Annotated in this window: 27 protein-coding genes; 3 read left to right on the top strand and 24 right to left on the bottom strand. The window is 43.3% G+C overall.

The features are described 5' to 3' along the window. Positions 1–66: 66 nt before the first annotated feature. Positions 67–564 carry a signal peptidase I gene (gene lepB, locus NSQ50_RS11155; protein WP_076142005.1) on the bottom strand — a complete coding sequence of 166 codons (498 nt, stop codon included), beginning with the start codon at positions 562–564 and terminating at the stop codon, positions 67–69. A gap of 155 nt (positions 565–719) precedes the next feature. Here lepB and NSQ50_RS11150 point away from each other — a divergent pair, with 155 nt between their 5' ends. Beyond that, the gene (locus NSQ50_RS11150; protein ID WP_076143191.1) at positions 720–1,697 is read left to right on the top strand and encodes an alpha/beta hydrolase; all 978 of its coding nucleotides are present in this window, start codon (positions 720–722) and stop codon (positions 1,695–1,697) included. A gap of 82 nt (positions 1,698–1,779) precedes the next feature. On the opposite strand, the gene NSQ50_RS11145 is transcribed toward NSQ50_RS11150, so the two are convergent. Continuing rightward, complete coding sequence (locus NSQ50_RS11145; protein WP_141118582.1) at positions 1,780–2,205, bottom strand: DUF4265 domain-containing protein; 426 nt, start codon at positions 2,203–2,205, stop codon at positions 1,780–1,782. Positions 2,206–2,547: 342 nt separating this feature from the next. Beyond that, positions 2,548–3,408: an SDR family oxidoreductase gene (locus NSQ50_RS11140; RefSeq protein ID WP_094901998.1), complete on the bottom strand. Its 861-nt coding sequence runs from the start codon at positions 3,406–3,408 to the stop codon at positions 2,548–2,550. Positions 3,409–3,612: 204 nt separating this feature from the next. On the opposite strand from NSQ50_RS11140, the gene NSQ50_RS11135 reads away from it, so the two are divergent. Further along, positions 3,613–4,422 carry a hypothetical protein gene (locus tag NSQ50_RS11135; RefSeq protein WP_143760549.1) on the top strand — a complete coding sequence of 270 codons (810 nt, stop codon included), beginning with the start codon at positions 3,613–3,615 and terminating at the stop codon, positions 4,420–4,422. Between the two features lie 17 nt (positions 4,423–4,439). On the opposite strand, the gene NSQ50_RS11130 is transcribed toward NSQ50_RS11135, so the two are convergent. From NSQ50_RS11130 to NSQ50_RS11070, 13 genes are all read right to left on the bottom strand, one after another. Beyond that, positions 4,440–5,231 carry a lipid II flippase Amj family protein gene (locus NSQ50_RS11130; protein ID WP_076224944.1) on the bottom strand — a complete coding sequence of 264 codons (792 nt, stop codon included), beginning with the start codon at positions 5,229–5,231 and terminating at the stop codon, positions 4,440–4,442. A gap of 24 nt (positions 5,232–5,255) precedes the next feature. After that, positions 5,256–5,666, bottom strand: a complete 411-nt coding sequence (locus NSQ50_RS11125) for a ribosomal maturation YjgA family protein (RefSeq protein WP_051491644.1) — start codon at positions 5,664–5,666, stop codon at positions 5,256–5,258. A gap of 258 nt (positions 5,667–5,924) precedes the next feature. Next, positions 5,925–6,512: a histidine phosphatase family protein gene (locus NSQ50_RS11120; protein ID WP_076224945.1), complete on the bottom strand. Its 588-nt coding sequence runs from the start codon at positions 6,510–6,512 to the stop codon at positions 5,925–5,927. Positions 6,513–6,528: 16 nt separating this feature from the next. Continuing rightward, complete coding sequence (locus NSQ50_RS11115) at positions 6,529–7,002, bottom strand: NUDIX domain-containing protein (RefSeq protein ID WP_036689829.1); 474 nt, start codon at positions 7,000–7,002, stop codon at positions 6,529–6,531. A gap of 30 nt (positions 7,003–7,032) precedes the next feature. Then, a complete protein-coding gene (locus NSQ50_RS11110) occupies positions 7,033–7,482 on the bottom strand; it encodes a DUF4362 domain-containing protein (RefSeq protein WP_036689788.1) in 450 nt (149 codons plus the stop codon). A 168-nt stretch (positions 7,483–7,650) separates the two neighbouring features. Next, the gene (locus NSQ50_RS11105) at positions 7,651–7,797 is read right to left on the bottom strand and encodes a hypothetical protein (RefSeq protein ID WP_155288116.1); all 147 of its coding nucleotides are present in this window, start codon (positions 7,795–7,797) and stop codon (positions 7,651–7,653) included. A gap of 49 nt (positions 7,798–7,846) precedes the next feature. After that, positions 7,847–8,323, bottom strand: coding sequence for a DUF523 domain-containing protein (locus NSQ50_RS11100; protein WP_036689786.1), 477 nt, complete (start codon positions 8,321–8,323; stop codon positions 7,847–7,849). 146 nt (positions 8,324–8,469) lie between these two features. After that, positions 8,470–9,036: a putative ABC transporter permease gene (locus NSQ50_RS11095; protein ID WP_036689784.1), complete on the bottom strand. Its 567-nt coding sequence runs from the start codon at positions 9,034–9,036 to the stop codon at positions 8,470–8,472. Between the two features lie 164 nt (positions 9,037–9,200). Next, positions 9,201–9,380, bottom strand: a complete 180-nt coding sequence (locus NSQ50_RS11090) for a hypothetical protein (protein WP_038570027.1) — start codon at positions 9,378–9,380, stop codon at positions 9,201–9,203. Between the two features lie 166 nt (positions 9,381–9,546). Continuing rightward, positions 9,547–9,726 carry a hypothetical protein gene (locus tag NSQ50_RS11085; protein WP_036689781.1) on the bottom strand — a complete coding sequence of 60 codons (180 nt, stop codon included), beginning with the start codon at positions 9,724–9,726 and terminating at the stop codon, positions 9,547–9,549. A 94-nt stretch (positions 9,727–9,820) separates the two neighbouring features. Next, positions 9,821–10,507: an LrgB family protein gene (locus tag NSQ50_RS11080; RefSeq protein WP_036689780.1), complete on the bottom strand. Its 687-nt coding sequence runs from the start codon at positions 10,505–10,507 to the stop codon at positions 9,821–9,823. Beyond that, the gene (locus NSQ50_RS11075; protein WP_036689778.1) at positions 10,507–10,917 is read right to left on the bottom strand and encodes a CidA/LrgA family holin-like protein; all 411 of its coding nucleotides are present in this window, start codon (positions 10,915–10,917) and stop codon (positions 10,507–10,509) included. The genes NSQ50_RS11080 and NSQ50_RS11075 overlap by 1 nt, the downstream gene beginning before the upstream one ends. A 187-nt stretch (positions 10,918–11,104) precedes the next feature. Then, a complete protein-coding gene (locus NSQ50_RS11070; RefSeq protein ID WP_036689777.1) occupies positions 11,105–11,779 on the bottom strand; it encodes an NAD(P)H-dependent oxidoreductase in 675 nt (224 codons plus the stop codon). A gap of 150 nt (positions 11,780–11,929) precedes the next feature. On the opposite strand from NSQ50_RS11070, the gene NSQ50_RS11065 reads away from it, so the two are divergent. Continuing rightward, the gene (locus tag NSQ50_RS11065; protein ID WP_036689775.1) at positions 11,930–12,322 is read left to right on the top strand and encodes a winged helix-turn-helix transcriptional regulator; all 393 of its coding nucleotides are present in this window, start codon (positions 11,930–11,932) and stop codon (positions 12,320–12,322) included. Between the two features lie 16 nt (positions 12,323–12,338). Here the strand turns inward: NSQ50_RS11065 and NSQ50_RS11060 are convergent, their stop codons facing one another. The 8 genes from NSQ50_RS11060 to NSQ50_RS11025 form a co-directional block, all read right to left on the bottom strand. Beyond that, positions 12,339–12,716, bottom strand: a complete 378-nt coding sequence (locus NSQ50_RS11060; protein WP_080742463.1) for a YkvA family protein — start codon at positions 12,714–12,716, stop codon at positions 12,339–12,341. Between the two features lie 110 nt (positions 12,717–12,826). Beyond that, positions 12,827–13,465, bottom strand: coding sequence for a Vat family streptogramin A O-acetyltransferase (locus tag NSQ50_RS11055; protein WP_076100754.1), 639 nt, complete (start codon positions 13,463–13,465; stop codon positions 12,827–12,829). A gap of 159 nt (positions 13,466–13,624) precedes the next feature. Continuing rightward, entirely contained in the window at positions 13,625–14,899 is a 1,275-nt protein-coding gene (gene rhaA / locus NSQ50_RS11050) for an L-rhamnose isomerase (RefSeq protein WP_036689772.1), read from the bottom strand. Between the two features lie 86 nt (positions 14,900–14,985). Then, entirely contained in the window at positions 14,986–16,476 is a 1,491-nt protein-coding gene (gene rhaB / locus NSQ50_RS11045; RefSeq protein ID WP_256717105.1) for a rhamnulokinase, read from the bottom strand. 26 nt (positions 16,477–16,502) lie between these two features. Continuing rightward, positions 16,503–17,231: a LutC/YkgG family protein gene (locus NSQ50_RS11040; RefSeq protein ID WP_076224946.1), complete on the bottom strand. Its 729-nt coding sequence runs from the start codon at positions 17,229–17,231 to the stop codon at positions 16,503–16,505. Then, on the bottom strand, positions 17,224–18,777 hold the full coding sequence (locus tag NSQ50_RS11035; protein ID WP_076224947.1) for a LutB/LldF family L-lactate oxidation iron-sulfur protein: 1,554 nt from the start codon (positions 18,775–18,777) through the stop codon (positions 17,224–17,226). Before NSQ50_RS11035 ends, NSQ50_RS11040 begins: the two co-directional genes overlap by 8 nt. Then, complete coding sequence (locus tag NSQ50_RS11030; RefSeq protein ID WP_036689769.1) at positions 18,774–19,502, bottom strand: (Fe-S)-binding protein; 729 nt, start codon at positions 19,500–19,502, stop codon at positions 18,774–18,776. The genes NSQ50_RS11035 and NSQ50_RS11030 overlap by 4 nt, the downstream gene beginning before the upstream one ends. Before the next feature lie 26 nt (positions 19,503–19,528). Further along, positions 19,529–20,287, bottom strand: coding sequence for a DeoR/GlpR family DNA-binding transcription regulator (locus NSQ50_RS11025; protein ID WP_076143198.1), 759 nt, complete (start codon positions 20,285–20,287; stop codon positions 19,529–19,531). Positions 20,288–20,319 lie beyond the last annotated feature (32 nt).

The raw sequence follows: 20,319 nt of genomic DNA, 5'->3' as shown, positions 1-20,319 counted from the left end.
CGACTTCAGCACCCCTAAATCTATTTTTAGAGATTAAGCCTTACATTTATCCGTCTTACACACTACCTAAAAGGGATTGCTAAATTCAGCGATCACTTTCCCAATCAGCTTATCCTTCGACACAAATGGAGTATCCCACAGATGAGCATCATAGCTTATATTCCGGTTATCTCCAAGAAAAAAATAATGATCGGCGGGTACCGTAACCGGTCCAAAAGTGTAATCCATCTGTTCATTGAGGTAAGGTTCGTTAACCATCGCTCCGTTTCGGTAAAGTTCGCCATCTTTAATTTCCAAGGTATCTCCAGGCAGCCCCATTAGCCTTTTTACATATCTTTTATTCTCATCACCAGCTACAGGTGGCGTAAATACAACAATATCTCCATGCTCCAGTGTGGTCATCCATAACATTTTCTCAACAATTAAGCGATCATTGATTTGAATCGTTGGGATCATAGAGCCCGTTGGAACTCGCATGGCTTCAGCAACATAGGTTCTAACAAACAAAGAAATAACCACTGCGATCATAATACTCGGCAACCATTGCTTCATAAATTTCAACATTATTGCTCACCTCGCATTCATTTTAATGAGTCAAACTTTTTCAGCTGGTTCATATTCAGTTCATATTGTCGTCATGTATAGTTCATCTTCATCGGGTAAGCTTCCTTTAGCGACTCGTTAAGGTAGCTAGAATAAAGCGATTAGAACAGGAGAAGATGCGAGTGAAACCAGAAGAAGAGGTTATAAAAAAAAGGATGAATAAACCGCTGAAAATTATACTTATTTCCTTAGGGGCTTTAGCTACTGCAATAGTACTTTTTCTAGTGACTGTTTTTGTCGCTAATATTTTCCTTAATAAATCGGACCAAGCTAAAATAAAACCCTATGGTCAGTCTGTAAGCGTCGATGGTAAAAATATGAATGTTTTGATTCAAGGAAATGGCGAAGAGACGGTCGTACTCTTACCTGGTTATGGAACGGTGGCACCGGGACTTGATTTTAAACTGCTGATAGATGAACTATCTCCATTTTACAAAGTTGTCGCGATTGAGCCTTTCGGTTATGGATTAAGTGATAGAACTGAAAAAGAACGAACCACGGAAAATATTGTAAGTGAAATTCATGAAGCTGTAAAGCAGCTTAATATTGACCGTTATATTCTAATGGCACACTCTATTTCCGGTATGTACAGTTTGAATTATGTGAACAAATATCCAAACGAAGTGAGTGCATTTGTCGGGATTGATAACAGTATTGCAACAGAAGACAGAACAAATGTTAAAATACCAACAGGAAAATTAAAACTACTTAGAAAATCAGGCTTGGGCAGATTGTTATTTAAAACAAGTGGAAACCCCTATGTTGGATTGCCGTTTGATGATGAAACTAAAGAACAATTGAGATTATTTACACTTAGAAACACTTATAATTACACTCACTTAAATGAAGTGGAACATATGTCTTCTAATTATAAAGGGGCTCTAAATTCAACTTTTCCAAAGGATCTTCCCCTTTTGCTCTTTGTACAAGGGGATGATACTCTCTTAAAAGATTGGATATCATTGCATGAAGAGCAAGTCAAAAATTCTAAACAAGGAAAATTGGTAAAACTTGATGCAGGACATTATCTGCACCATACTAAATCAAAAGAAATCACTGAAAATTTCAAGACATTTATGGAAGAAATAAAATAAAAAGCGTTTCTTCTATTCTCCATGCTGCAGTCATCGTGTGCAAGTTTCCTTGCATTTCATGACGCAGCATTTTTCTTAGTATTCAAATCTCGAACCGCTCAATAATTCGATTCATTTCCCCATCAACATCAATCGAAGTATTCTTAGGAATATGAATGACGAACAAACCGCCAAAGATCAACTCACATTTGCCTTCATTCTCTATAATTCTATGTTTAAAATCTGCAATGGCCGTTGAATCAACAGCCTCTTTACTAAGCAGCCAAGCGTATCTTTTGAAAGGAGATTTCTGGACGGTCTCTTGGTAATAATAGACTCCATTTTCTTCCTTCACCTGTATAATATCTCCCATTGTAACAGCCGGATTAAAAATCGGTGTCTCTTCAATTCGAAATTTATCTTTGCCAAATGGAGTAACATCGAGGATTTCTATTTCACGGCCATCTGCGTTGAAGCAGATATGGATTCCGGACGATTCTAGCATCGGCACACCTCTATCCTTGTTCAATATCTAATCTTGTTCATTCTAAATAACACAAAACAAAGTAAATACATTAGGCTCGTAATCCCGAACAACCTAAAGATTCCGGGCGTTAATAACATATATAAACTGTAGGGAAAACTCCAGATAAATGCAAGCAGCATTAGCCGACTTCTGTTTAAAAAGACACCTATTGCTAATAACCCCGCCGGTAATAACAACATAATTATACTAATTACAAGAGTGGAGCGATTCGTAATCTCAGCATAAGGATTGATGAATATAAAAATTAGCCATAAAAAAACGGTCATCAAACTGGACATATAACCTATTAGTTTAATGATTGTTAAATTTATGGATGACTCCATCCTATCCCCTCAATTCTTTCGCAATAATTCTCTCCAGCCATTTCCATGGAAGCAGCGTTTTGCCTAAGATTAAGATTCGCGTGCCTTTGCCGATAGGATAACGTAGCCGTGGTGCTTTCATTTCGGTAATACGACCGATAAGATTAGCCACTTGACTAGGGTCAGGCGCTGTCTCAGCAGTATGTTTGGAATATCGTAGCACAGCGTCAAGACGTTCTTTATACGGAGAATCCTCCTTACGTCGAATTTGCTCCATGCCTTTTCCCCATATCGGTGTACGGAAGGAGCCCGGTTCAATTAATACCACCCGTATTCCATAAGGGGACATTTCATGACGCAGGCTTTCGCTGAAACCTTCAACAGCAAATTTAGAAGCTGCATAAGGCGCATAACCTGGAAATCCGGATAATCCGCTTACACTTCCCACATTAATAATCGTGCCGCTCTGCTGTTCTCGCATAATGGGCAGCACAGCTGTTGTCACAGCCACTAATCCAAAAAAGTTCGTCTCCATTTGCCGCCGCCATTCCTCCATAGATATTTCTTCTATGAAACCGCCAATGGCAAAACCTGCATTATTGACTAGAACATCAATTCTTCCAAATGTTTCGTGTACTGAAGATATTGCTGTCTCTATAGAATCGCTGTCGGTGACATCCATCGTCATTAAATGAAGCTGCTTTAAAATTCCTGCCTGCTCTGCCTGCTGCACCAGCTCGGCTTTACGGCTTAAATCACGCATGGTTGCTATCACCTTAAACCCCTTTCCAGCCAATTTGAGCGCTGTCAGCAATCCAAATCCACTGGAGGTTCCGGTAATCAGGGCCACTCGATCGTGCCCATACTCTAGATGTGAACTCATATTTACTCCCCTTTGTATTTCACAATTATAAAAACAAGCAAACAAACGTTCTATTGTCCATTGACTATCCATTAATTTCAAGTTATAGTAAGAGCATCTTTTATATTTCTGTGCGGGAGAAGCACCTCGCAAGACAGGCGTCAATGCCTATCTTGGAGGTGCTTTTTTGCGTATATTAACTAATTCATTAAGGAGCTGAGATGAATGTTTAAACCAAAAGGTGCCGTCAGATGTAGAAAGAACATTTTCAGAATTAGGGATTTAAAATGGGTGGCTCAATTAGTGCTGGTAGCAGCTTTCCTAACCTGTAACCTTACACTTGTGTCTGCTGCTACTGGCTGGGATGCCGCGCTGGATGACATTAACAGTCTTCATGGTAATTATACCGCGCTTCAAGCCACCCTCAAGACAGATAACTCAGAAATTCAGAAGTTACGCAAGCAGAATAATGACACTCTGAAATCTATTCGTTCCGTCATACAGTCAACAGATCAAGCACTGTTAAGCCGCTTATCTTCAGAAGCAACCTCAGTTCAGAAGAAACACGCTCCCCTTCTGGAACAATACAGCACACTCGGTAAACAGTTTACCGCAGCCAAGAAAGCTAAAGACTTGAAAAAAGTCACATTGCTGGAACTGAAGCGTAATAAACTAAAGGCTGCTGTAACCCTGGCCCGAGCCGAAATTAAGACAAAGACAACCGCTTTGGCAGCCGCTCGCAAGCAAACCGCTGCTAAGCTTAAACCCGTCAAAGATGCGTTAGCACCCATCACTGCTTTAAAGAAACAAATAACTGCCGAAAGTAAGAATCTCACTGTCACGCAGAAAGTACGCGCGGATGCTGACAAACAATATAAAGCAGCTGTTAAGCAAGGTGATGCAGTTAGAGCCGCTACAGAATTGAAATCATCCTATGAGCAAATGAAACGAATTCATTCCATGCAGCAGAATATTTACAGCTGGGAGCAGAAGATCTCGCTAGCTCTAAGAGCAGCAGAATCTAAACTTCGCTAATGATTAGCCCCACTGGCTCAAATCAGCTTCACTAACATACTAATTAGCTGGGCTGCGGGCACAATCAGGAGCTGAGCAAATATAGTGCCTACAAATCGAGAACCCATCAATACCACATATATTTTTCCTAGCTGATCACGGTATTCTACATTTTCAGTAGCCTTATGGGTAATTAGACCAAGCTGTGGGTCGATAAATATGGTCAGCAGAATAGTCGCCATACCGTTAATCAGTCCGGAAGCTTGAGAAGCAGTCGTGCTATATTGAGGCATTAGATGAGCAGCATACAATGATGATATGACACCTACGGTGTAAAAGGCTGTAACAAAAACATTCATCACAATAAATCGATTAGGAATCCCCAGGTATCTGAAGTTATATAGATTCACTTTTGGTTTTCTTATGTATTTTCTTGTGTTCTTTAGTTGCCCGATCGTTACACTGGTAAGCAGTTTTGGGATAGAACCCTCAATTTCAAGCTTAGAGATGATTCTCCCAAACAAGCCGACAAAGGTAGGAAAAACAGCAATGGCAATTAATGTTCCTAAGGAAGAAGCCAATAATATAATTCTCAAGTAATTTAGAAGCGGAAAATCAGAATGTATTTTGGCATAATCTACGAATTTAGCCGTCAGTGGAGCTTGGATCATATTTGCAGTTCTTGAGACGAGAACAATAATGCCTGTGAGAGATAAAGCAATGGCTATCTTGTTCAGCTTCACTCCGGCATATCGTACCGAATACGATAAGGTTTCTGCCGTGTGAATAATCATCGTAAGCAAGCATACCACAATCAAACTATTTACCATTTAAAGGTTCCTCTCCAATAAACACTATTTATCATTTCGGTGCACCTTTTGGTGAAAGTATTGATCCAATCCATAACAAAGGGTAATGCCAACCAAATATCTAACGAGGTCGATCCATAGGAATCCTTTTCCGAGAATTAGACCACCCAATACTGTAGATCGGATGCTGTTGATCCACTCCGCTTGATACAGCTGGCTAAATTCTATGCCGAAGCTAAACACCAAACTCCATACAAAGGCGAGCCTTAGCTTTTGATTTACCAGTAGGACCCGAAACATAAAATAAACCATACTGCCCCAAAGCGCATCTCCGAAATGTCTAGATACAAACAAAGGCAGCTGATTCGTGAATACTCTAGAGCTTAACCCCAATACAATAACAACGAGGCAGATACAAGTATAAAAAAGTCTTTCTTTCAAATCATTGATCCTCATTTCCAACCTCTATCCAGCGTCTGACTTAAAAGTGATGCTTGCGATAATACTAATCATTGCGATATAAAACGGATAAATAATCATGGCTCCTATTATGATCAGTCCTGTTACCGGTGCAGGTTTATCTGCAGGTTCTGTGATTGGGAACCACCAAGTCTGAAATTCTGCTGATTCGATAAATTTTCAATGGCAGCTCTATTACAACAAATAACATAAAGGCATAAAGTACGCTTAGTGCATTCAGCTTTATAAAATATTTCATCTGTTCAGCACTTCGGAGTCCCACAGCCGCTCCACATGGGTAAGCTCCAATCCTTCAAATTCCAGCTTATAAATGTCTGGTTTGGAAGTTTGTTCAAAGAACTCATATCCATACTCCTTATCGAAGTAATTCAGGATAATGGTCATGATATTCCCGTGCGTACCTAAAGCGATTTTGCCGCCTTTATGCTGTTTAATTAATTGCTTGATAACAGGAATTGCACGCTCTTGTGCTTCCTGAGTACTCTCTCCATCCGGCATTTTATAATATTTGTCGCTGAATGATGTCCGAATGCCCTGCAGAAAGTCATCTTCACTAATTTCAATCTCGACACTTCCGATTGCTCGTTCTCTGAGTTCTTCATACAGTTCAATCTCTTGGTTCGAAGCTTCTGCCAAATACTTGATCGTCTCTACGGCTCGTCTATATGGACTGGAGACAAAATGTGTAATTTTCTCCTCCGCCAAAAGCTCTTTGATTCTATAAGCGTCTGCGTGCCCTTTTTCGGATAATCCCCGTTCCCGCTCATTCCCTAATACAAAAGGTGACACTGCATGTCTAACCATATAAATGTAGGTCTTCATGAGGCACTCCTCTCAGTCACTCAAATATCGTTGCAGTCTTCTCTCGGTCTTTTATAAAAATCTCTCTAGGATATAGAATTGCAATCTCTGGCAGCTCGTTCTCTTTGAAAAATTTAAATTCTTCGATCTCCCCATCTATAGCTCTAAGCGTTCCTCTGATGATAGAGCACTCAAATACAATAACCGTATATTCTACCTGATCGCCATTACTATATTCGTATCTATATTTCGCTCCACCAAAAACACCTAAAATAGACGTAGGATGAACCATCAACCCTGTCTCTTCATATACCTCTCTGCGTAAGGTTCTTCCAGGACGCTCCCCTGGCTCAATCGCTCCCGCAGGCAATCCCCACAAAGATTCTCCTGGCTTGCGGATGAACAGAATCTCATCCTCTTTATTTCTTATTACTGCAGCTACGGAAGGCATCATTAATAATTCTGAGCCCACTTTCCCACGAATTCCTTGATAGTACTCAGACATCGGCATATTGTTCATCCATCCTCTCCGTAAATGGGTTTATAATCTTTCTTTTAAAAAGCTGATCACATTTATTTTCTCACCGTCTGGCTGAACATTACATTGGGATAACTCGACATTAAACCGCTCACCTGTCTCTATTAGTTCAATCGCCTTGCATACATATTCGATCTTCCCAGGACTATTACTCCATGCATCTCTTGTATCATCCTTTACCCAATGAAGCTCTTTACCATTAGAATAGAAATCATGAATTAACCGTCCACTATCCGTGGTTGGCTCAATCAACATCAGGTTATCCCCTTTACCTTCACTAAACCTTTGAACCGTTTCTTTTATCCTGTTTAAATCTTTTTGATCAAAATGTATTAAAATATCATCATGTTTAGACTCATCTGAGCCTGGCTTACCTAGATCGGCCGCCAAAACGCCTACAAGCACAGCAATCATAAACAACTGAACAATGATTATCCATGTTCTAAATTTCATAGTTCCCTCTAATTTCTTTCCTTAGACTTCCCAAAAACCCACTATATGTATATTAGACATCACTATGAAGGAATCCTTTAGATTTCACAATATGCATAGCCAGGGACAAAAAAAGCTTCCGAACTCAAAAAATCCTGAGCTCCGGAAGCAGTTACAATGAGGTGAGACTTAGTGTTTACCTTTTGTGCCAGCAAGCTGTACGATCATAATGACAAGAACGAGCAAAGCAATGAGCTGATCAATACTCATCTGCGTCCGCCTCCTATCCCAAATGAAGGATGGCTCATCGGACGGCATTTCCTCTCCCAAGGACACTGCTTCGTTCCCCTTATACACACTATGTATCCTGCAACCTATTTATTACTTAAAGAATAACCTGCCCGTCCATACGTGCGAGTTCCTGCTCGACTTCGTCCAGCTGATCTTCGCCAAATACTTTAAACCCATTTTTCCTCAACAGCTCCGTAGTGGTGCCCTCTCCCGGTGCTTTCGTATCTTTAAAGGTTCCATCATAAATATACAGGCTTCCGCATGAAGGACTGTCTTGTTTTAAAATAGCTAATGCAACCTGATGCTCCCTAGCCAGCTTTAGTGTGGCTTGAGCCCCCTTCATAAATGGCTCGGTAACATCCGTGCCTGCCCCCGTCACTACCCGATCTCCTTGCCGCTGTGCGTCAGGACGAGGGGTTGGCAAACCGCCCACTACCTCTGGACAAATATGGACAAAACGCCCTTCCTCATACCACTTTAGGAATCGGGCATCGAGACACGGAACATCGCCATTATCATAACGTACTTTATGCCCTAACAGACATGCGCTCACTAGAATCTTCCCTGTCATCGTTATCGCCACCAGTCCGTCTAGTATTTAATATATTGCTATATTATTTATGACTAGAAACGGATATGCAATACCGAAATGCCTGTCCACGAAATGTTTGTGCTTGATACACAAAAGAAGACTCGTAGTATACATATAGGAAACCATTATTTCTGATATTGAGGGGTTTTCTCCATCCGATATCGGCTCCAGCAGGTCCATAATAAATCCGCCATAAAGTAGAACCCCACGATCGGAAGCACGAATTTCCAAATAGGCTGAACACCCGAATATAAAAGCTCCATAAGCGGCTGAATTACATACACACTAGCTACTGAAAGCCCCCACCAATATAGAGAAAAACGCAGGCAAATATGCCCTTGCAGTTGATAAGACATTCCTGAGTAATCCCACCATTGCTTATGGAATACCGTTTTTAACAGCCAACCGCTTATAAATTCAACAGCAGAAGGAATGATTAGCGCAAGAAATAGGAAAAGCGGAAGTGGCAGCGTCAAATCTCTAGCAATCAATAGCAATAGTGGAGCAAAGCCATACATCGGCTTAAATGGACCTTTTAGAAATCCTTCTTTGCGAAAGCTTCCATTACTGTATAGATTATAGGTCCCTTCCAATACCCAGCCTAAAAAGGAATAGACCATAAAATAAAAAAAGTATTGGCCCACCACAGTAACTGCTATATCTCCACTTAACGAAAATATAGGAATAATCATGACCTAATCCCGCCTCTCGTTGTCATTATTTTCTTAGTTGCCCATCCGGCCCTATTATGTCTTGATCGTTCAGGAAATATGCGCACAAAAAAGACATAACCCATAAGGTTATGCCTTCATTCCAGAATTTCAGGAGTAAAAGTCTCCCACTCGTTACTTTCTAATTATTTATGCTCTTCTTCATGAGGTGTCGTCAGCAACTGATCGTCGTTTTGTTTCTTCAGTGCATCCATCTTAAGCTCACTGCGTACGCCAAAGTTTGAACCGTACTTTTTCTCAAAGTTTCCTGCGAGAGCCTCACCACGTTTTTGCCGGTAACGGCTGTTCTCATTTCGACTACGCATTCCATTTCCTCCCCATTGGCAAAGATCTGTGAAATTTGCGAAAAGCTAAGACGAACTTGGAGAAAACACTCTGATGAGGTTGTACTTTTATTTATTATACAATACTTACTACAATCATCAACAAAAACAGACTGTCCCCTAAAGGACAGCCTGTCTTCCGAATCATTTACTCCAAATTATCGGGAAGCGGATCTGGGTGTGAGGATTCAGCAGGTTTGGCTACCCACTCATCTGCCTCTGGCTCGATGTCTACACCGTTCTCCATCTTCTTAATTTCAGCTAATGAATCGCCTTCTTTATTTTCCTTGTTGCGGATTTCCGCTTCATCTTGTGTGTGATCGGACATGTGAAATCCTCCTCAGGTGCTTTGCTTTTTTTGTTCCTTAGTTATAGTTACCCGATGGAGTGTTTTGCAAACATAGTCCAATTAAAAGAATAATTTAAGGGTACATCATCCACGCTACAAGTGGGCCGATACAAGAACCAACTATCGCGCATACAGTCATCGCAACCGAGCTCATCGAAACGGATTGTTCACCATATTCCAAGGCCTTTGCTGTTCCTAGAGCATGAGAAGCGGTTCCTAGACCAATTCCGATTCCAACCTCACTACGAATTCTAAACAGCTTGATGATAAAAGGTCCGCCAATCGCACCAGTAAATCCAGCAATCATAACAAATACGGAGGTTAAAGAAGAGTCCCCACCTAAGCTGTTCGAGATCTGTATCGCTACAGGTGTAGTGATCGATTTAGGTAATAAAGATAAAACATATAATTTAGAGAAGCCTAGACCTGCCGCCAAAAGCAGTCCACTAAACATCCCTATAAGCAGTCCCACAATCGCTCCGCCCAGAATCGCCGGGAGATTCTCAATCAACACATTACGTTGTTTATATAATGGGTAGGCTAACGAGACTACAGCAGGACCGAGCAGCTGATTAATCCATTGGCCGCCTATCATATATGTATCATACGGAATATGAAAATATAGCAGTAAAGTTACAACAATCACTGTTGCTGTAAGCGCGGGAATAAGTACAGGAATACGAAATCGTCTATATACTACTGACATCATCAAATAAATAGCTACGTTAAGCAGTACAATACCTGTTGCGATAAAAAACATTATATTTCCTTCCCCTTTTCGCTTAGTCTCTTGCCGCTCCAACCCGCTTTCAGCTTGTTGTTTACACTAGTAAGCCATTGGCTAGAATGTGCAGCTGCGGCAATCGTGAGAACACTGCTAACGATAAGGATTAGGATTAATAGTAAACCTCTACCACTAAAGATATCCATATGATTCACGATCCCAGCTGTCGCTGGAATAAAAAATAACGGAAGATAAGCTAATATCGTTGTTGCACCCTCTTCAATCCACTTCACAGGCACGACCCTGAATAGCAATAGAACAAAAAGTAACAGTAATCCTACGATACTCCCGGACACGGGGAGATGCAGTTGCTTTTGCAGATAGTCCCCAGCCAAGTAGAACAAATATAGCAGGAACACTTGGATAATAATGCGAATGATTTTCATGATGCAGGATCCCTTCATTATTAAGTTAAAGCGATAGCGCTAATATTGAGTCACCTTCATAAGGGTATCAGAGTTTTCATGAAACTTTCAATTACTTTTTGAATCTTATAAGAAATATCGCAAAAAAACCTGCAAAATCCCCAGAATACAGAGACTTTACAGGCTCAAAGATTAAAATTCAATTTCGTTAAACCCACTGAATTACTTGCTCTGCACCTTGACGCGTCTTACCACGTGGTTCATTCAGGCGATATCCGAAAGCTGCCATACAAGAGATTCCAAAATGCTCAGCGTCCATAATACCTTCTTCTGCCAATATCTGCTCAACCTTTGCTTTATCGAAACCTTCTATTGGGCAGGAGTCGATCCCAATTAACGCAGCTGATGTCAGCATATTCCCAAGTGCCAGATAAGTCTGCCGGCAGCTCCATTCGAACATCGCCCGCTCATTCGCCATCAGTCCGAAATCAACCTTCAAGAACTTATCAAAAACTTTACGTTTTCCTTCCATTACTTGCGGAGGCAACTCCTGCACATTCTCCATGATCCCTTTAATATAATCGGAGTCAGCAGCCATATCTTTAGGAAGACGTGAGAGAATAAGCACAAAATGGCTTGCGGTTGCCAATTGCTTTTGTGCTCCCCAGGCATTAGGACGTAATTTCTCACGTACTTCCGGACTTTGCACTACCACAAAACGCCAAGGCTCGAATCCGAATGAACTTGGTGACAATCGTCCAGTTTCCAATATAAATTGAAAGTCCGATTCACTAATTTTTTTATGGCTATCGAATTCTTTAGTTGCATGTCTGAACTGATATGCAGACAGGATTTCATTCTTGTTTAATGATAAAGTATCCATGAGTAACACTCCCTTTACTTGATTAGAATCGACGGGCATTTGACTGTTTGCCGATCACATGCTTAATATTAGTGTATATATCACTTCTTTAAAAGTACGCACAATAATGTTATGTAGTATACAAAATGATACCATGGGAGTTGAACAGCTATGCGTGACCGAAAAGGTGGCTTCGGAAATTTCCCGGAAAGCAATAAAGAAGCTTGCCCTGTAGAATTCACACTGGACGTTATAGGAGGCAAATGGAAAGGAATTCTCATCTATCACTTGATTGATGGCACGAAACGTTTTAACGAATTCCGCCGGATCTGCCCGGGAATTACCCAACGTATGCTGACCCTGCAACTAAGAGAGTTGGAAGAGGATGGGGTTGTACACCGTGAGGTCTACCATCAGGTTCCCCCAAAAGTCGAATACTCTTTAACTGAATTCGGCAAGACACTGATTCCTATTATTAAACTCATGAAAGATTGGGGCGAGGTGTACAAAACAAAACAGCTTTCCGCAGAAAGCTGTCCTGAAAGTACAGATATAACGGTGTAGCTTAATGCTGCACCTTTTATTTTTCCCCATTAAAAAACGCTTCCGCCTTTTCCTTATGTTCATTGGTTACCTGACCGGATATCGCTTTAATGCCTGCTGCGATAATCGCTGCATCATCTGTAAATCCAAGGCCTAGAATCGCATCGGGTATAGCATCTATAGGAGAAATAAAATAAGCCAATGCACCGAAAGCAATTCCTTTCGCCCATAAAGGTGTCTTAGCGTCGACGGCACAATAATACATCGCGATAGCATCTTTAGTAAATGGAATTTTGCCTGCAAACTTTTTAGTTTTCGTCCAAAAATTTTGCGTTACCATTTCCTCATTTTCTTTGCTATATGGAAATTCCTCTGCAGTGAGCTCCATGCTATTCTTGACCTTATCTTTCTTCATTGCCGGTTCCCTCCGAAAGGTTCATATGACGTACATACCTAAAGTATTCCCTCAATTGAGGTTTATATCTTTAAGATAAACTAAAGTCCGTATCCTGAACCTACTTACGATTAATCGATCGCTTTGATTTTCGTTAAATCGCTGCTGCATAACACTTCAAGATTCTTAAAGATTCGCTCTGCATCCCAATCCCACCACTTCAGCGCTTCAAGATATTCGATCATTTCATCATCAAAACGTTGTCTAATCACTTTGCAGGGATTTCCTCCAGCTACACTATACGCCGGGATATCCTTTACAACTGTAGAATTGGCTGCGATAACTGCTCCGTTTCCAATATGCACACCTGGCATAATCGTAACATTTTGTCCAATCCAAACATCGTTTCCGATGACTGTATCACCTTTTAGCGGCAGATCTTTTAAATCCGGGACCGCCTGTTCCCAGCCATGTGCCATGATATTAAACGGATAGGTCGAAACCGAATTCATCCGGTGGTTGGCACCATTCATAACAAATTCAATGCCTTTGGCAATCGCGCAGAATTTTCCAATAATAAGCTTGTCGCCAATAAAATCATAATGATGAGTCACACGTTCCTCAAACTTCTCTGCACCGTTTATATCATCATAATAGGTATAATCGCCAACAATGATATTGTCTCTTGTAATCGCATTTTTTATATAGCAGATACTTTTAATTTGTTCATTGGGATAGAGCGTATTCGGGTTCGGTCCATATTGTTTCATAGTTTACGCCTCGCTCTCTTTTGGATAAAACATAGCAGAGATCAGAGCTGAATTCAAATAATGTACGATTTATAAACAAAAAAAGCGGCCACCTGCTGGTAACCGCCTATCTATTATCTACTTATATTGTCAAAGCTCGTTCTGCTTCTACTTCTACCTCTATCTTTTCGATAAAACCTCTGCCTCATACTGTTTTACTTCATTTAGCCAGCTTTCCCGGACCGGTACGCCATTCTTCGCACAATAATAATCCCAAATGGCTCCAAACGGATACGATTTAAATTCCTCGACCAAGGCAAGTCTTGAAGTGTAATCTCCATCCAGCTCAATTTGCTTCAATTGCTCGATTGGCTCCAGCATGGCACGAAGCAAAGCTTTTAATGTATTTCGTGTTCCGATCACCCAAGCAGCAAGATGATTGATGCTTCCGTCAAAAAAATCTAACCCAATATGCGTTCTGTCCAGAAACTGGCCACGAACCAGTTCACGGGCAATCTCGAGCAGCTCATCGTCCATAGTTACCACATGATCACTATCCCAGCGTACTGGACGGCTAACATGCAGCAGCAATTGATCCCCAAACAGCAGCCAGGAAGACAGCTTATTCGAAATCGTCTCGGTTGGATGGAAATGCCCAGCATCGAAGCACACCGCCTTGCCCCGGCTTAGCGCATAACCCATATAGAATTCATGTGAGCCAACCACGTAACTTTCCGAACCAATACCAAACAGCTTACTTTCTACAGCATCAATGTTATATTGCTGATCGATTTCCTCGCTGAAGATTTCATCGAGTGACTGCTGAAGCCGTACCCTTGGTGACAAACGGTCGATCGGCGTATCTTTATAACCATCTGGAACCCAAAAATTAGTCACACAAGGCTGACCTAATGCCTGGCCAAAGGACTCGGCGATTCGACGTGAGGCCTTGCAATGAGCGATCCAGAAGTTGCGGATTTCAGGATCTGGGTGGCTCAGTGTGAAGCCATCGTTTGCTTTTTCATGAGAAAAACAGGTAGGATTGAAATCCAATCCGAGTCCCCGCTCTTTGGCCCAGCTCACCCATCGCTCAAAATGCTTAGGCTCTAAAGCATCGAGATCTACAGTCTCTTCTGTATCCGCATAAATAGCATGTAAATTTATTTTATGTTGGCCTGGGATGAGTGCAAGGGCCTGTTCCAAATCACGGCGCAGCTCCTCCGGATTCCCGGCCCTCCCCGGGTAACTTCCAGTGACTGCGATCCCGCCGCTCAGTTCTTTTTCCTTATTCAAAAATCCCTTCACATCATCACCTTGCCAACAATGCAAAGAAATCTTAATTTCCGCTAGCTGCTGCAACACCTTATCTACGTCGATCCCATGCTGTGCGTAAAGCTTTTTCGCTTCATTGTAGCTGTTCTGAATGCTCTGTAAGCTCTCTTTACTCTGCTCCATGATTGAGCCTCCTGATTTTTAGCTTAGTGTGTTTTAGGTGAGGCACTTTTGCCTCTCTTTGGCTCGCGTGCCTCTTAACTTAGCTACTAATTAACGGCCTGCAGCCGGGCGAACTGTGCCAAAGCCGCCTTTTTGGTCGTGGGGTCCATCCCCTTCGGTATATAAGATGTAACTTGGAATGAACGACTTATAATTTCTCTCGCCTCTTGAAGATCATTTACAGCACCCGTGCTGATCATCTGCACCACTAGATTGCCTAAAGCCGTAGATTCCGTTGGTCCGGCGTGAATTTCCATCTCCAGCAGATCTGCCGTAATCTGGCACAACAGACCGTTATTCGCACCTCCGCCAACGATATGCAGCCTCTCTAAGTTGTCACCCGTCAATTGCTGGAGATCCTGAATGTAGAAATAATAAGATAAAGCAAGACTATCAAATACACATCGAGCCATTTCCCCAGGCGTTTGAGGAACCAACTGTCCTGCTTCCACACAATAGCTGCGGATCTCGTCAATCATGCTCTGTGGATTCATGAATCGTTCATCATTGCAATAAATGATTGATCTAAAAGGGATTTCTTGTGCTGCCAGCTCTACCAGCTCGCCGAAGCTGTATTGTCCGCCGTACTCCTCACGAACCTTTTGAATCAACCACATGCCCATAATATTCTTAAGAAACCGGAATGAGCCGTAGGCTCCCCATTCATTCGTATAGTTGCGTAACATTGCCTCTGGACTTGTGATGGCTGAACCCCGTTCCACCCCGATGAGTGACCAAGTACCACTACTGAGAAATCCCCAGTTCTCGCTGTTTGCCGGAACCCCTAATACAGCTGATGCTGTATCATGAGAGGCTACTGCTATGAACTCGCAATCTGGAAGATCACAGCGAGCCGCCAAGTCCTCCGTCAACCTCCCAACGGGTTCCCCAGGTTCTGTTAAGGGAGGGAATTGCTCTTTTGAAAGACCAAGCACCGACAGAAGATCCTCATCGTAATCACGAGTGTGAAGATTCAGCATCCCAGAGGTGGAACCTATCGTCACTTCACTAATCTTGCGACCCGTAAGCCGATAATAAAGATAATCAGGGACCAGCAGGATGGAATGTGCTGCTTCCAGCTCCGCCTGATCATGCACAAACAGCTGATACAACGTATTAATCGGGAGATATTGTATCCCCACTTTTTCGTAAACGCTTTCAGTTGAGATGTTACGATGCAGCCTCTCTATCGCTCCATCCGTTCGGGAGTCACGATAAGAAAAAACCTCATGGATCCGCGCTCCCTCCTGATCGAGAAGTACATAATCGACACCCCAAGTATCGATGCCCACGGTGCAGCGCTCGATCCCTCTAGCCTTGGCCTGCTGTAAGCCCTTGACGATTTCAGCAACTAAATAATCTATATTCCAATATAGATTACCATTTTGTTCAGCGAATCCATTACTGAAGCGATGAATTTCTTCTATAGACAGGGTTCCTCCCGGCTGCTGCAAGGTTCCACAGACCACTCTCCCACTAGAGGCTCCGATATCAACAGCAATATGATTCTGAATTTGATTATGAGCTTGTGTATTCATCCCTATACAACACTCCTTATCTCCTATCAGCCTACTAGCAAAGCGAATACGATTCCTGGACCATGCACGCCTATCGTCAGATCATTCTCAATATCCGCTGAACGGCTAGGTCCGGAGATAAAATGAATGCCCGCCGGCAGCCCCGATGGCCCAGCTTCATCAAAATCAATAAGCACCTCACCGAGACGAGTCTTCAGCCGCTCCAATGGAACGATGGCAATTAATGCGGTAGGCAATAAGCTGACTGAACGGCCTTTATTCTCAGAGGACAGCACAGAAATGGAGCCTGTATAAGCAACTGCATAATCCGCAATCACAATTCCAATATCAGCCTCTGCCGCCCTAGCTTTCCATGTCTCCTGATCATCTGTATTCCAGACAGAGACCCGTGTATCTGTGAGTTCCTCCTCTAGTCGAAGTACTGCTAGCTCGGTGACATTTTGCCGGAGAATATACCGTGCGAGCATCTCATTGACTTTGCTGACGATGAAAGCCTTGGCTTCATCCATATCCTTCATACGAAATACATGACCACCTGCGCTTTGAAAATTCGCCGTAAATTGTTCAATCCTTTCCTCCGGACTCCACTGGAATTGCTGCCAGTACTGCGGTGCGCCGCGAAAAGGATGTGCAGGAGCTTCAGTAATTCTCGGCCGCTTCAGGCGGCGAGCGATATCATTCATGAATGCCTGCTGCTGTTCACGTGAATCCTGCTCCATACGTTCCAACCAGTTACTGTGCGTCTCTTCAGTCATGCCCGGCCCCTCCTTCCAGCTCTTCCCGCTTCCGCTTCGCTAGTAAATCTTCCATTCGCTTCTGTATCACAGGGTCCATTTCGCGACTGTTCTTATCTAGCTCCTGTTGCAGCCCCTTCCAGCTCTCACGGAAGGATTGATCTGCCAGCTTCGGGGCGATCCGATAATTGTTCCAACCTTTCAGCGGGCCCAGTTTCGACGGAATTCCTCCGTCTCGTACGAGCAGCTTTTGCCCGATTCTACCTACCTTCATCACATTACTAAATCGCTGTGACTTCGCCATGATCGCCCCAAAACCCTTCATGCCGAGACCTTCTGCCTTATCCCCATAACCACGTTCTACCTTACGCCGCCGTAAATAGATGAGCATATCATGCAGAGGGATTTTGACCGGACAGGCTTCATAACATGCTCCGCACAGGCTAGAGGCTGAGGCGATGTCATCCCATTGATCTACATTTTTATTCAACGCCGGAGTCAACACCGCTCCTATAGGTCCGCTATACGTTCCTCCATATGCATGACCGCCAATATGACGGTAGACAGGACAAGCATTCAGACAAGCTCCACAGCGGATGCAGTTCAGCAGCTCCTGAAACTCAGGATCGCCTAGCTGCTCAGATCGACCATTATCAAGAATAATAATATGTTGCTCTTCCGGCCCATCACCGTCATTATCCCTGCGGGGACCAGAAATACCCGACATATATACCGTTAACTTCTGCCCTGTTGCCGAACGAGGCAATAATGTAGCCATCACTTCAAGATCACTCCACGAAGGAATAATCCGCTCCATCCCCATCAGGGTAATTTGCGTTTTCGGTAAAGTGGTGACCATACGAGCGTTACCTTCATTCTCGAACAGCACCATCGAACCCGTCTCTGCAATAGCAAAGTTACAGCCAGTCATTCCGATATCCGCATCAAGGAACTTCTCTCTCAGCTTACGCCTTACAAATCCAGCAAGGATAGTAGTTTCGGGCAAAAGCTCCTCTCCTGCCTCTTTGGACAACAGCTCGGCAATCTGGTAGCGGTTCTTATGAATCGCCGGAATAATGATATGTGACGGGGTTTCCCCGGCAAGCTGGATAATATACTCCCCCAGATCCGTCTCTATGGTCTCCACACCAATGGATTCCAGCGCCTTATTTAAATGCAGCTCCTCTGTAACCATTGATTTGGATTTGACCACAGAAGCTGCCTGTTTTCGCTGCGCGATTTCAAGGGCAATCTTCACAGCCTCTTCACCCGTTGCTGCAAAATGAATATGTGTGCCGTTTACTCTTGCCTTGTCTGCAAAAAGGTTCAGATAGTAATCAAGATGGGCGATCGTGTGTAGACGGATTTGCCGCCCACGTTCACGCCACTCTTCCCAGTGGCCATGATCGTTAGCCGCTTTTTGTTTTCCATCACGCAGTCTCTCCGTGGTAAAACGAACAGCCTTGCGTAAAAAGTCATTATTCAGCGCCAAGTCTGCACGTTCTTTTACTGTAGCTGGCTTTCTATTCTCTGAACCCGCCTTGGGATTGGTGGTAGCTTGGCTCATTTATCAGTCACCCCCTCATACAGCAGTTCTGCTAAATGCATAACTCGAACGGGTTCGCGGCGGTAACGCAGATTCCCGGCAATATTCATCAGACAACCCATATCCAGACCCGTTAGGATTTCTGCTTCCGTCTCCAGCACATGATCTGATTTCTCAGTGACCATTGCCCCGGAGATATCAGACATTTTCACGGCAAAGGTTCCACCAAACCCACAGCAGTCCTCAGCAAAAGGCAGTGGCACCAGCTCCATCGCCTTCACATTTTGCATAAGCTGCATAGGTTCGTCGCGAATCCCTAGAATCCTTGTGCCATGACAGGAAGGATGATAGGTAACCTTATGCGGAAAGACTGCTCCTAGATCAGTTACGCCAAGTACCTGCACCATAAACTGGCTAAATTCATAGGATTTGCGTTGCAAATTCTGCGCCTTGACCAGATTAACCGGATCATCCTGAAACAGCTTAGGGTAATGATGAAGCATCCCCGTACAGGATCCGGAAGGTGCAATGACAAAATCACTGTCATCAAAAGCCTGTAGAATCGTAAGTGCAGCTTGCCGCGCTTCATTCCAATATCCACTGTTGTACGCAGGCTGTCCGCAGCAAGTCTGCACCTCCGGGAACTCCAGCTGTACGCCATACCTGGCTAGCAGACGAGCCATGGCTTCCCCGACCTTCGGGAACACGGCATCGCTGACGCAAGTTATAAACATCGATACCTTCATGCCTTCACCTCCTGCACAACTATTTACTACACCGTCGTTATTGCGATGTTCAGATTCTGCAACTGCTTCATTTGTTCTCCAACAGGGTTGTAATCCGTTATTAGGACATCCACATCACTAGGAGCCGCAAAATGTGTGAACGCTTGTATTCCAAATTTACTGGAATCACATAATAAGATCACTTGTTCCGCTATAGAAATCATCTTTCGTTTCACCATAGCTTGCAGCTCATTTGATTCACTAGCGCCACGTTCGAGATGAAATCCTTTGCAGGAAAAAAACATCTTATCCACGTGATACAATTCAAGCGAACGTTCTGCTAAATGACCAACATAGGACATTGATCTGCGGCTCAGCTGTCCGCCTGTAGAAAAGACCTCGATCCGCTCCTTCCCGCTTAACTCTGCTGCCACTCTAGTAGAATTGGTCAACACAGTAAGCGGCATATCCGGCAAATGCGAAGCCATATACCAAGCCGTTGTACTGGCATCCAGCAGAATTCGATCGCCCGGCTTAATCATCATTACCGCCTCACGGGCAATCCGCTGTTTCTCCGCTGCATTCATGATTTCTCGTTCGGCATAAGGGGTCTCCGGTTGCCGGTCACGCAGGCTAACTGCTCCGCCATGCGAACGCAGCAACCGCCCCGCTTTTTCCAATCGATCCAGATCGCGGCGAATGGTTTCTTCCGTCACTTGGCATAATGTACTCAATTCTGAGACACGGATGCTGCCGCGTTCATTCACTAGTTCTACGATTCGTTCATATCTGTCTGCAATCAGCATGATTTCCCTCCGTTATCCCTATCTATATTCAA

It is taken from the genome of Paenibacillus sp. FSL R10-2788 (genome assembly GCF_038003885.1).
GTDB classification, from domain to species: domain Bacteria; phylum Bacillota; class Bacilli; order Paenibacillales; family Paenibacillaceae; genus Paenibacillus_AQ; species Paenibacillus_AQ odorifer.
The sequence above is the reverse complement of the archived record's forward strand: the minus strand, read 5'-3'. Positions and strand labels throughout refer to the sequence as shown.

Excerpts from the sequence above, each read along its gene's own strand:
- NSQ50_RS11055 (WP_076100754.1), bottom strand. The coding sequence starts at position 13,465 with ATGAAACAATATGGACCGAACCCGAATACGCTCTATCCCAATGAACAA.
- NSQ50_RS11030 (WP_036689769.1), bottom strand. The coding sequence starts at position 19,502 with ATGAAGGTATCGATGTTTATAACTTGCGTCAGCGATGCCGTGTTCCCG.
- NSQ50_RS11090 (WP_038570027.1), bottom strand. The coding sequence starts at position 9,380 with ATGCGTAGTCGAAATGAGAACAGCCGTTACCGGCAAAAACGTGGTGAG.
- NSQ50_RS11100 (WP_036689786.1), bottom strand. The coding sequence starts at position 8,323 with ATGACAGGGAAGATTCTAGTGAGCGCATGTCTGTTAGGGCATAAAGTA.
- rhaB (WP_256717105.1), bottom strand. The coding sequence starts at position 16,476 with ATGAATACACAAGCTCATAATCAAATTCAGAATCATATTGCTGTTGAT.
- NSQ50_RS11130 (WP_076224944.1), bottom strand. The coding sequence starts at position 5,231 with ATGGTAAATAGTTTGATTGTGGTATGCTTGCTTACGATGATTATTCAC.
- NSQ50_RS11025 (WP_076143198.1), bottom strand. The coding sequence starts at position 20,287 with ATGCTGATTGCAGACAGATATGAACGAATCGTAGAACTAGTGAATGAA.
- lepB (WP_076142005.1), bottom strand. The coding sequence starts at position 564 with ATGTTGAAATTTATGAAGCAATGGTTGCCGAGTATTATGATCGCAGTG.
- NSQ50_RS11120 (WP_076224945.1), bottom strand. The coding sequence starts at position 6,512 with ATGAAGACCTACATTTATATGGTTAGACATGCAGTGTCACCTTTTGTA.
- NSQ50_RS11125 (WP_051491644.1), bottom strand. The coding sequence starts at position 5,666 with ATGAGGATCAATGATTTGAAAGAAAGACTTTTTTATACTTGTATCTGC.
- NSQ50_RS11085 (WP_036689781.1), bottom strand. The coding sequence starts at position 9,726 with ATGTCCGATCACACACAAGATGAAGCGGAAATCCGCAACAAGGAAAAT.
- NSQ50_RS11040 (WP_076224946.1), bottom strand. The coding sequence starts at position 17,231 with ATGACTGAAGAGACGCACAGTAACTGGTTGGAACGTATGGAGCAGGAT.
- NSQ50_RS11095 (WP_036689784.1), bottom strand. The coding sequence starts at position 9,036 with ATGATTATTCCTATATTTTCGTTAAGTGGAGATATAGCAGTTACTGTG.
- NSQ50_RS11070 (WP_036689777.1), bottom strand. The coding sequence starts at position 11,779 with ATGGATACTTTATCATTAAACAAGAATGAAATCCTGTCTGCATATCAG.
- NSQ50_RS11140 (WP_094901998.1), bottom strand. The coding sequence starts at position 3,408 with ATGAGTTCACATCTAGAGTATGGGCACGATCGAGTGGCCCTGATTACC.
- NSQ50_RS11035 (WP_076224947.1), bottom strand. The coding sequence starts at position 18,777 with ATGAGCCAAGCTACCACCAATCCCAAGGCGGGTTCAGAGAATAGAAAG.
- NSQ50_RS11150 (WP_076143191.1), top strand. The coding sequence starts at position 720 with ATGCGAGTGAAACCAGAAGAAGAGGTTATAAAAAAAAGGATGAATAAA.
- NSQ50_RS11075 (WP_036689778.1), bottom strand. The coding sequence starts at position 10,917 with ATGAAAATCATTCGCATTATTATCCAAGTGTTCCTGCTATATTTGTTC.
- NSQ50_RS11110 (WP_036689788.1), bottom strand. The coding sequence starts at position 7,482 with ATGAAATTTAGAACATGGATAATCATTGTTCAGTTGTTTATGATTGCT.
- rhaA (WP_036689772.1), bottom strand. The coding sequence starts at position 14,899 with ATGGAGCAGAGTAAAGAGAGCTTACAGAGCATTCAGAACAGCTACAAT.
- NSQ50_RS11080 (WP_036689780.1), bottom strand. The coding sequence starts at position 10,507 with ATGTTTTTTATCGCAACAGGTATTGTACTGCTTAACGTAGCTATTTAT.
- NSQ50_RS11060 (WP_080742463.1), bottom strand. The coding sequence starts at position 12,716 with ATGAAGAAAGATAAGGTCAAGAATAGCATGGAGCTCACTGCAGAGGAA.
- NSQ50_RS11135 (WP_143760549.1), top strand. The coding sequence starts at position 3,613 with ATGTTTAAACCAAAAGGTGCCGTCAGATGTAGAAAGAACATTTTCAGA.
- NSQ50_RS11115 (WP_036689829.1), bottom strand. The coding sequence starts at position 7,002 with ATGCCGATGTCTGAGTACTATCAAGGAATTCGTGGGAAAGTGGGCTCA.
- NSQ50_RS11065 (WP_036689775.1), top strand. The coding sequence starts at position 11,930 with ATGCGTGACCGAAAAGGTGGCTTCGGAAATTTCCCGGAAAGCAATAAA.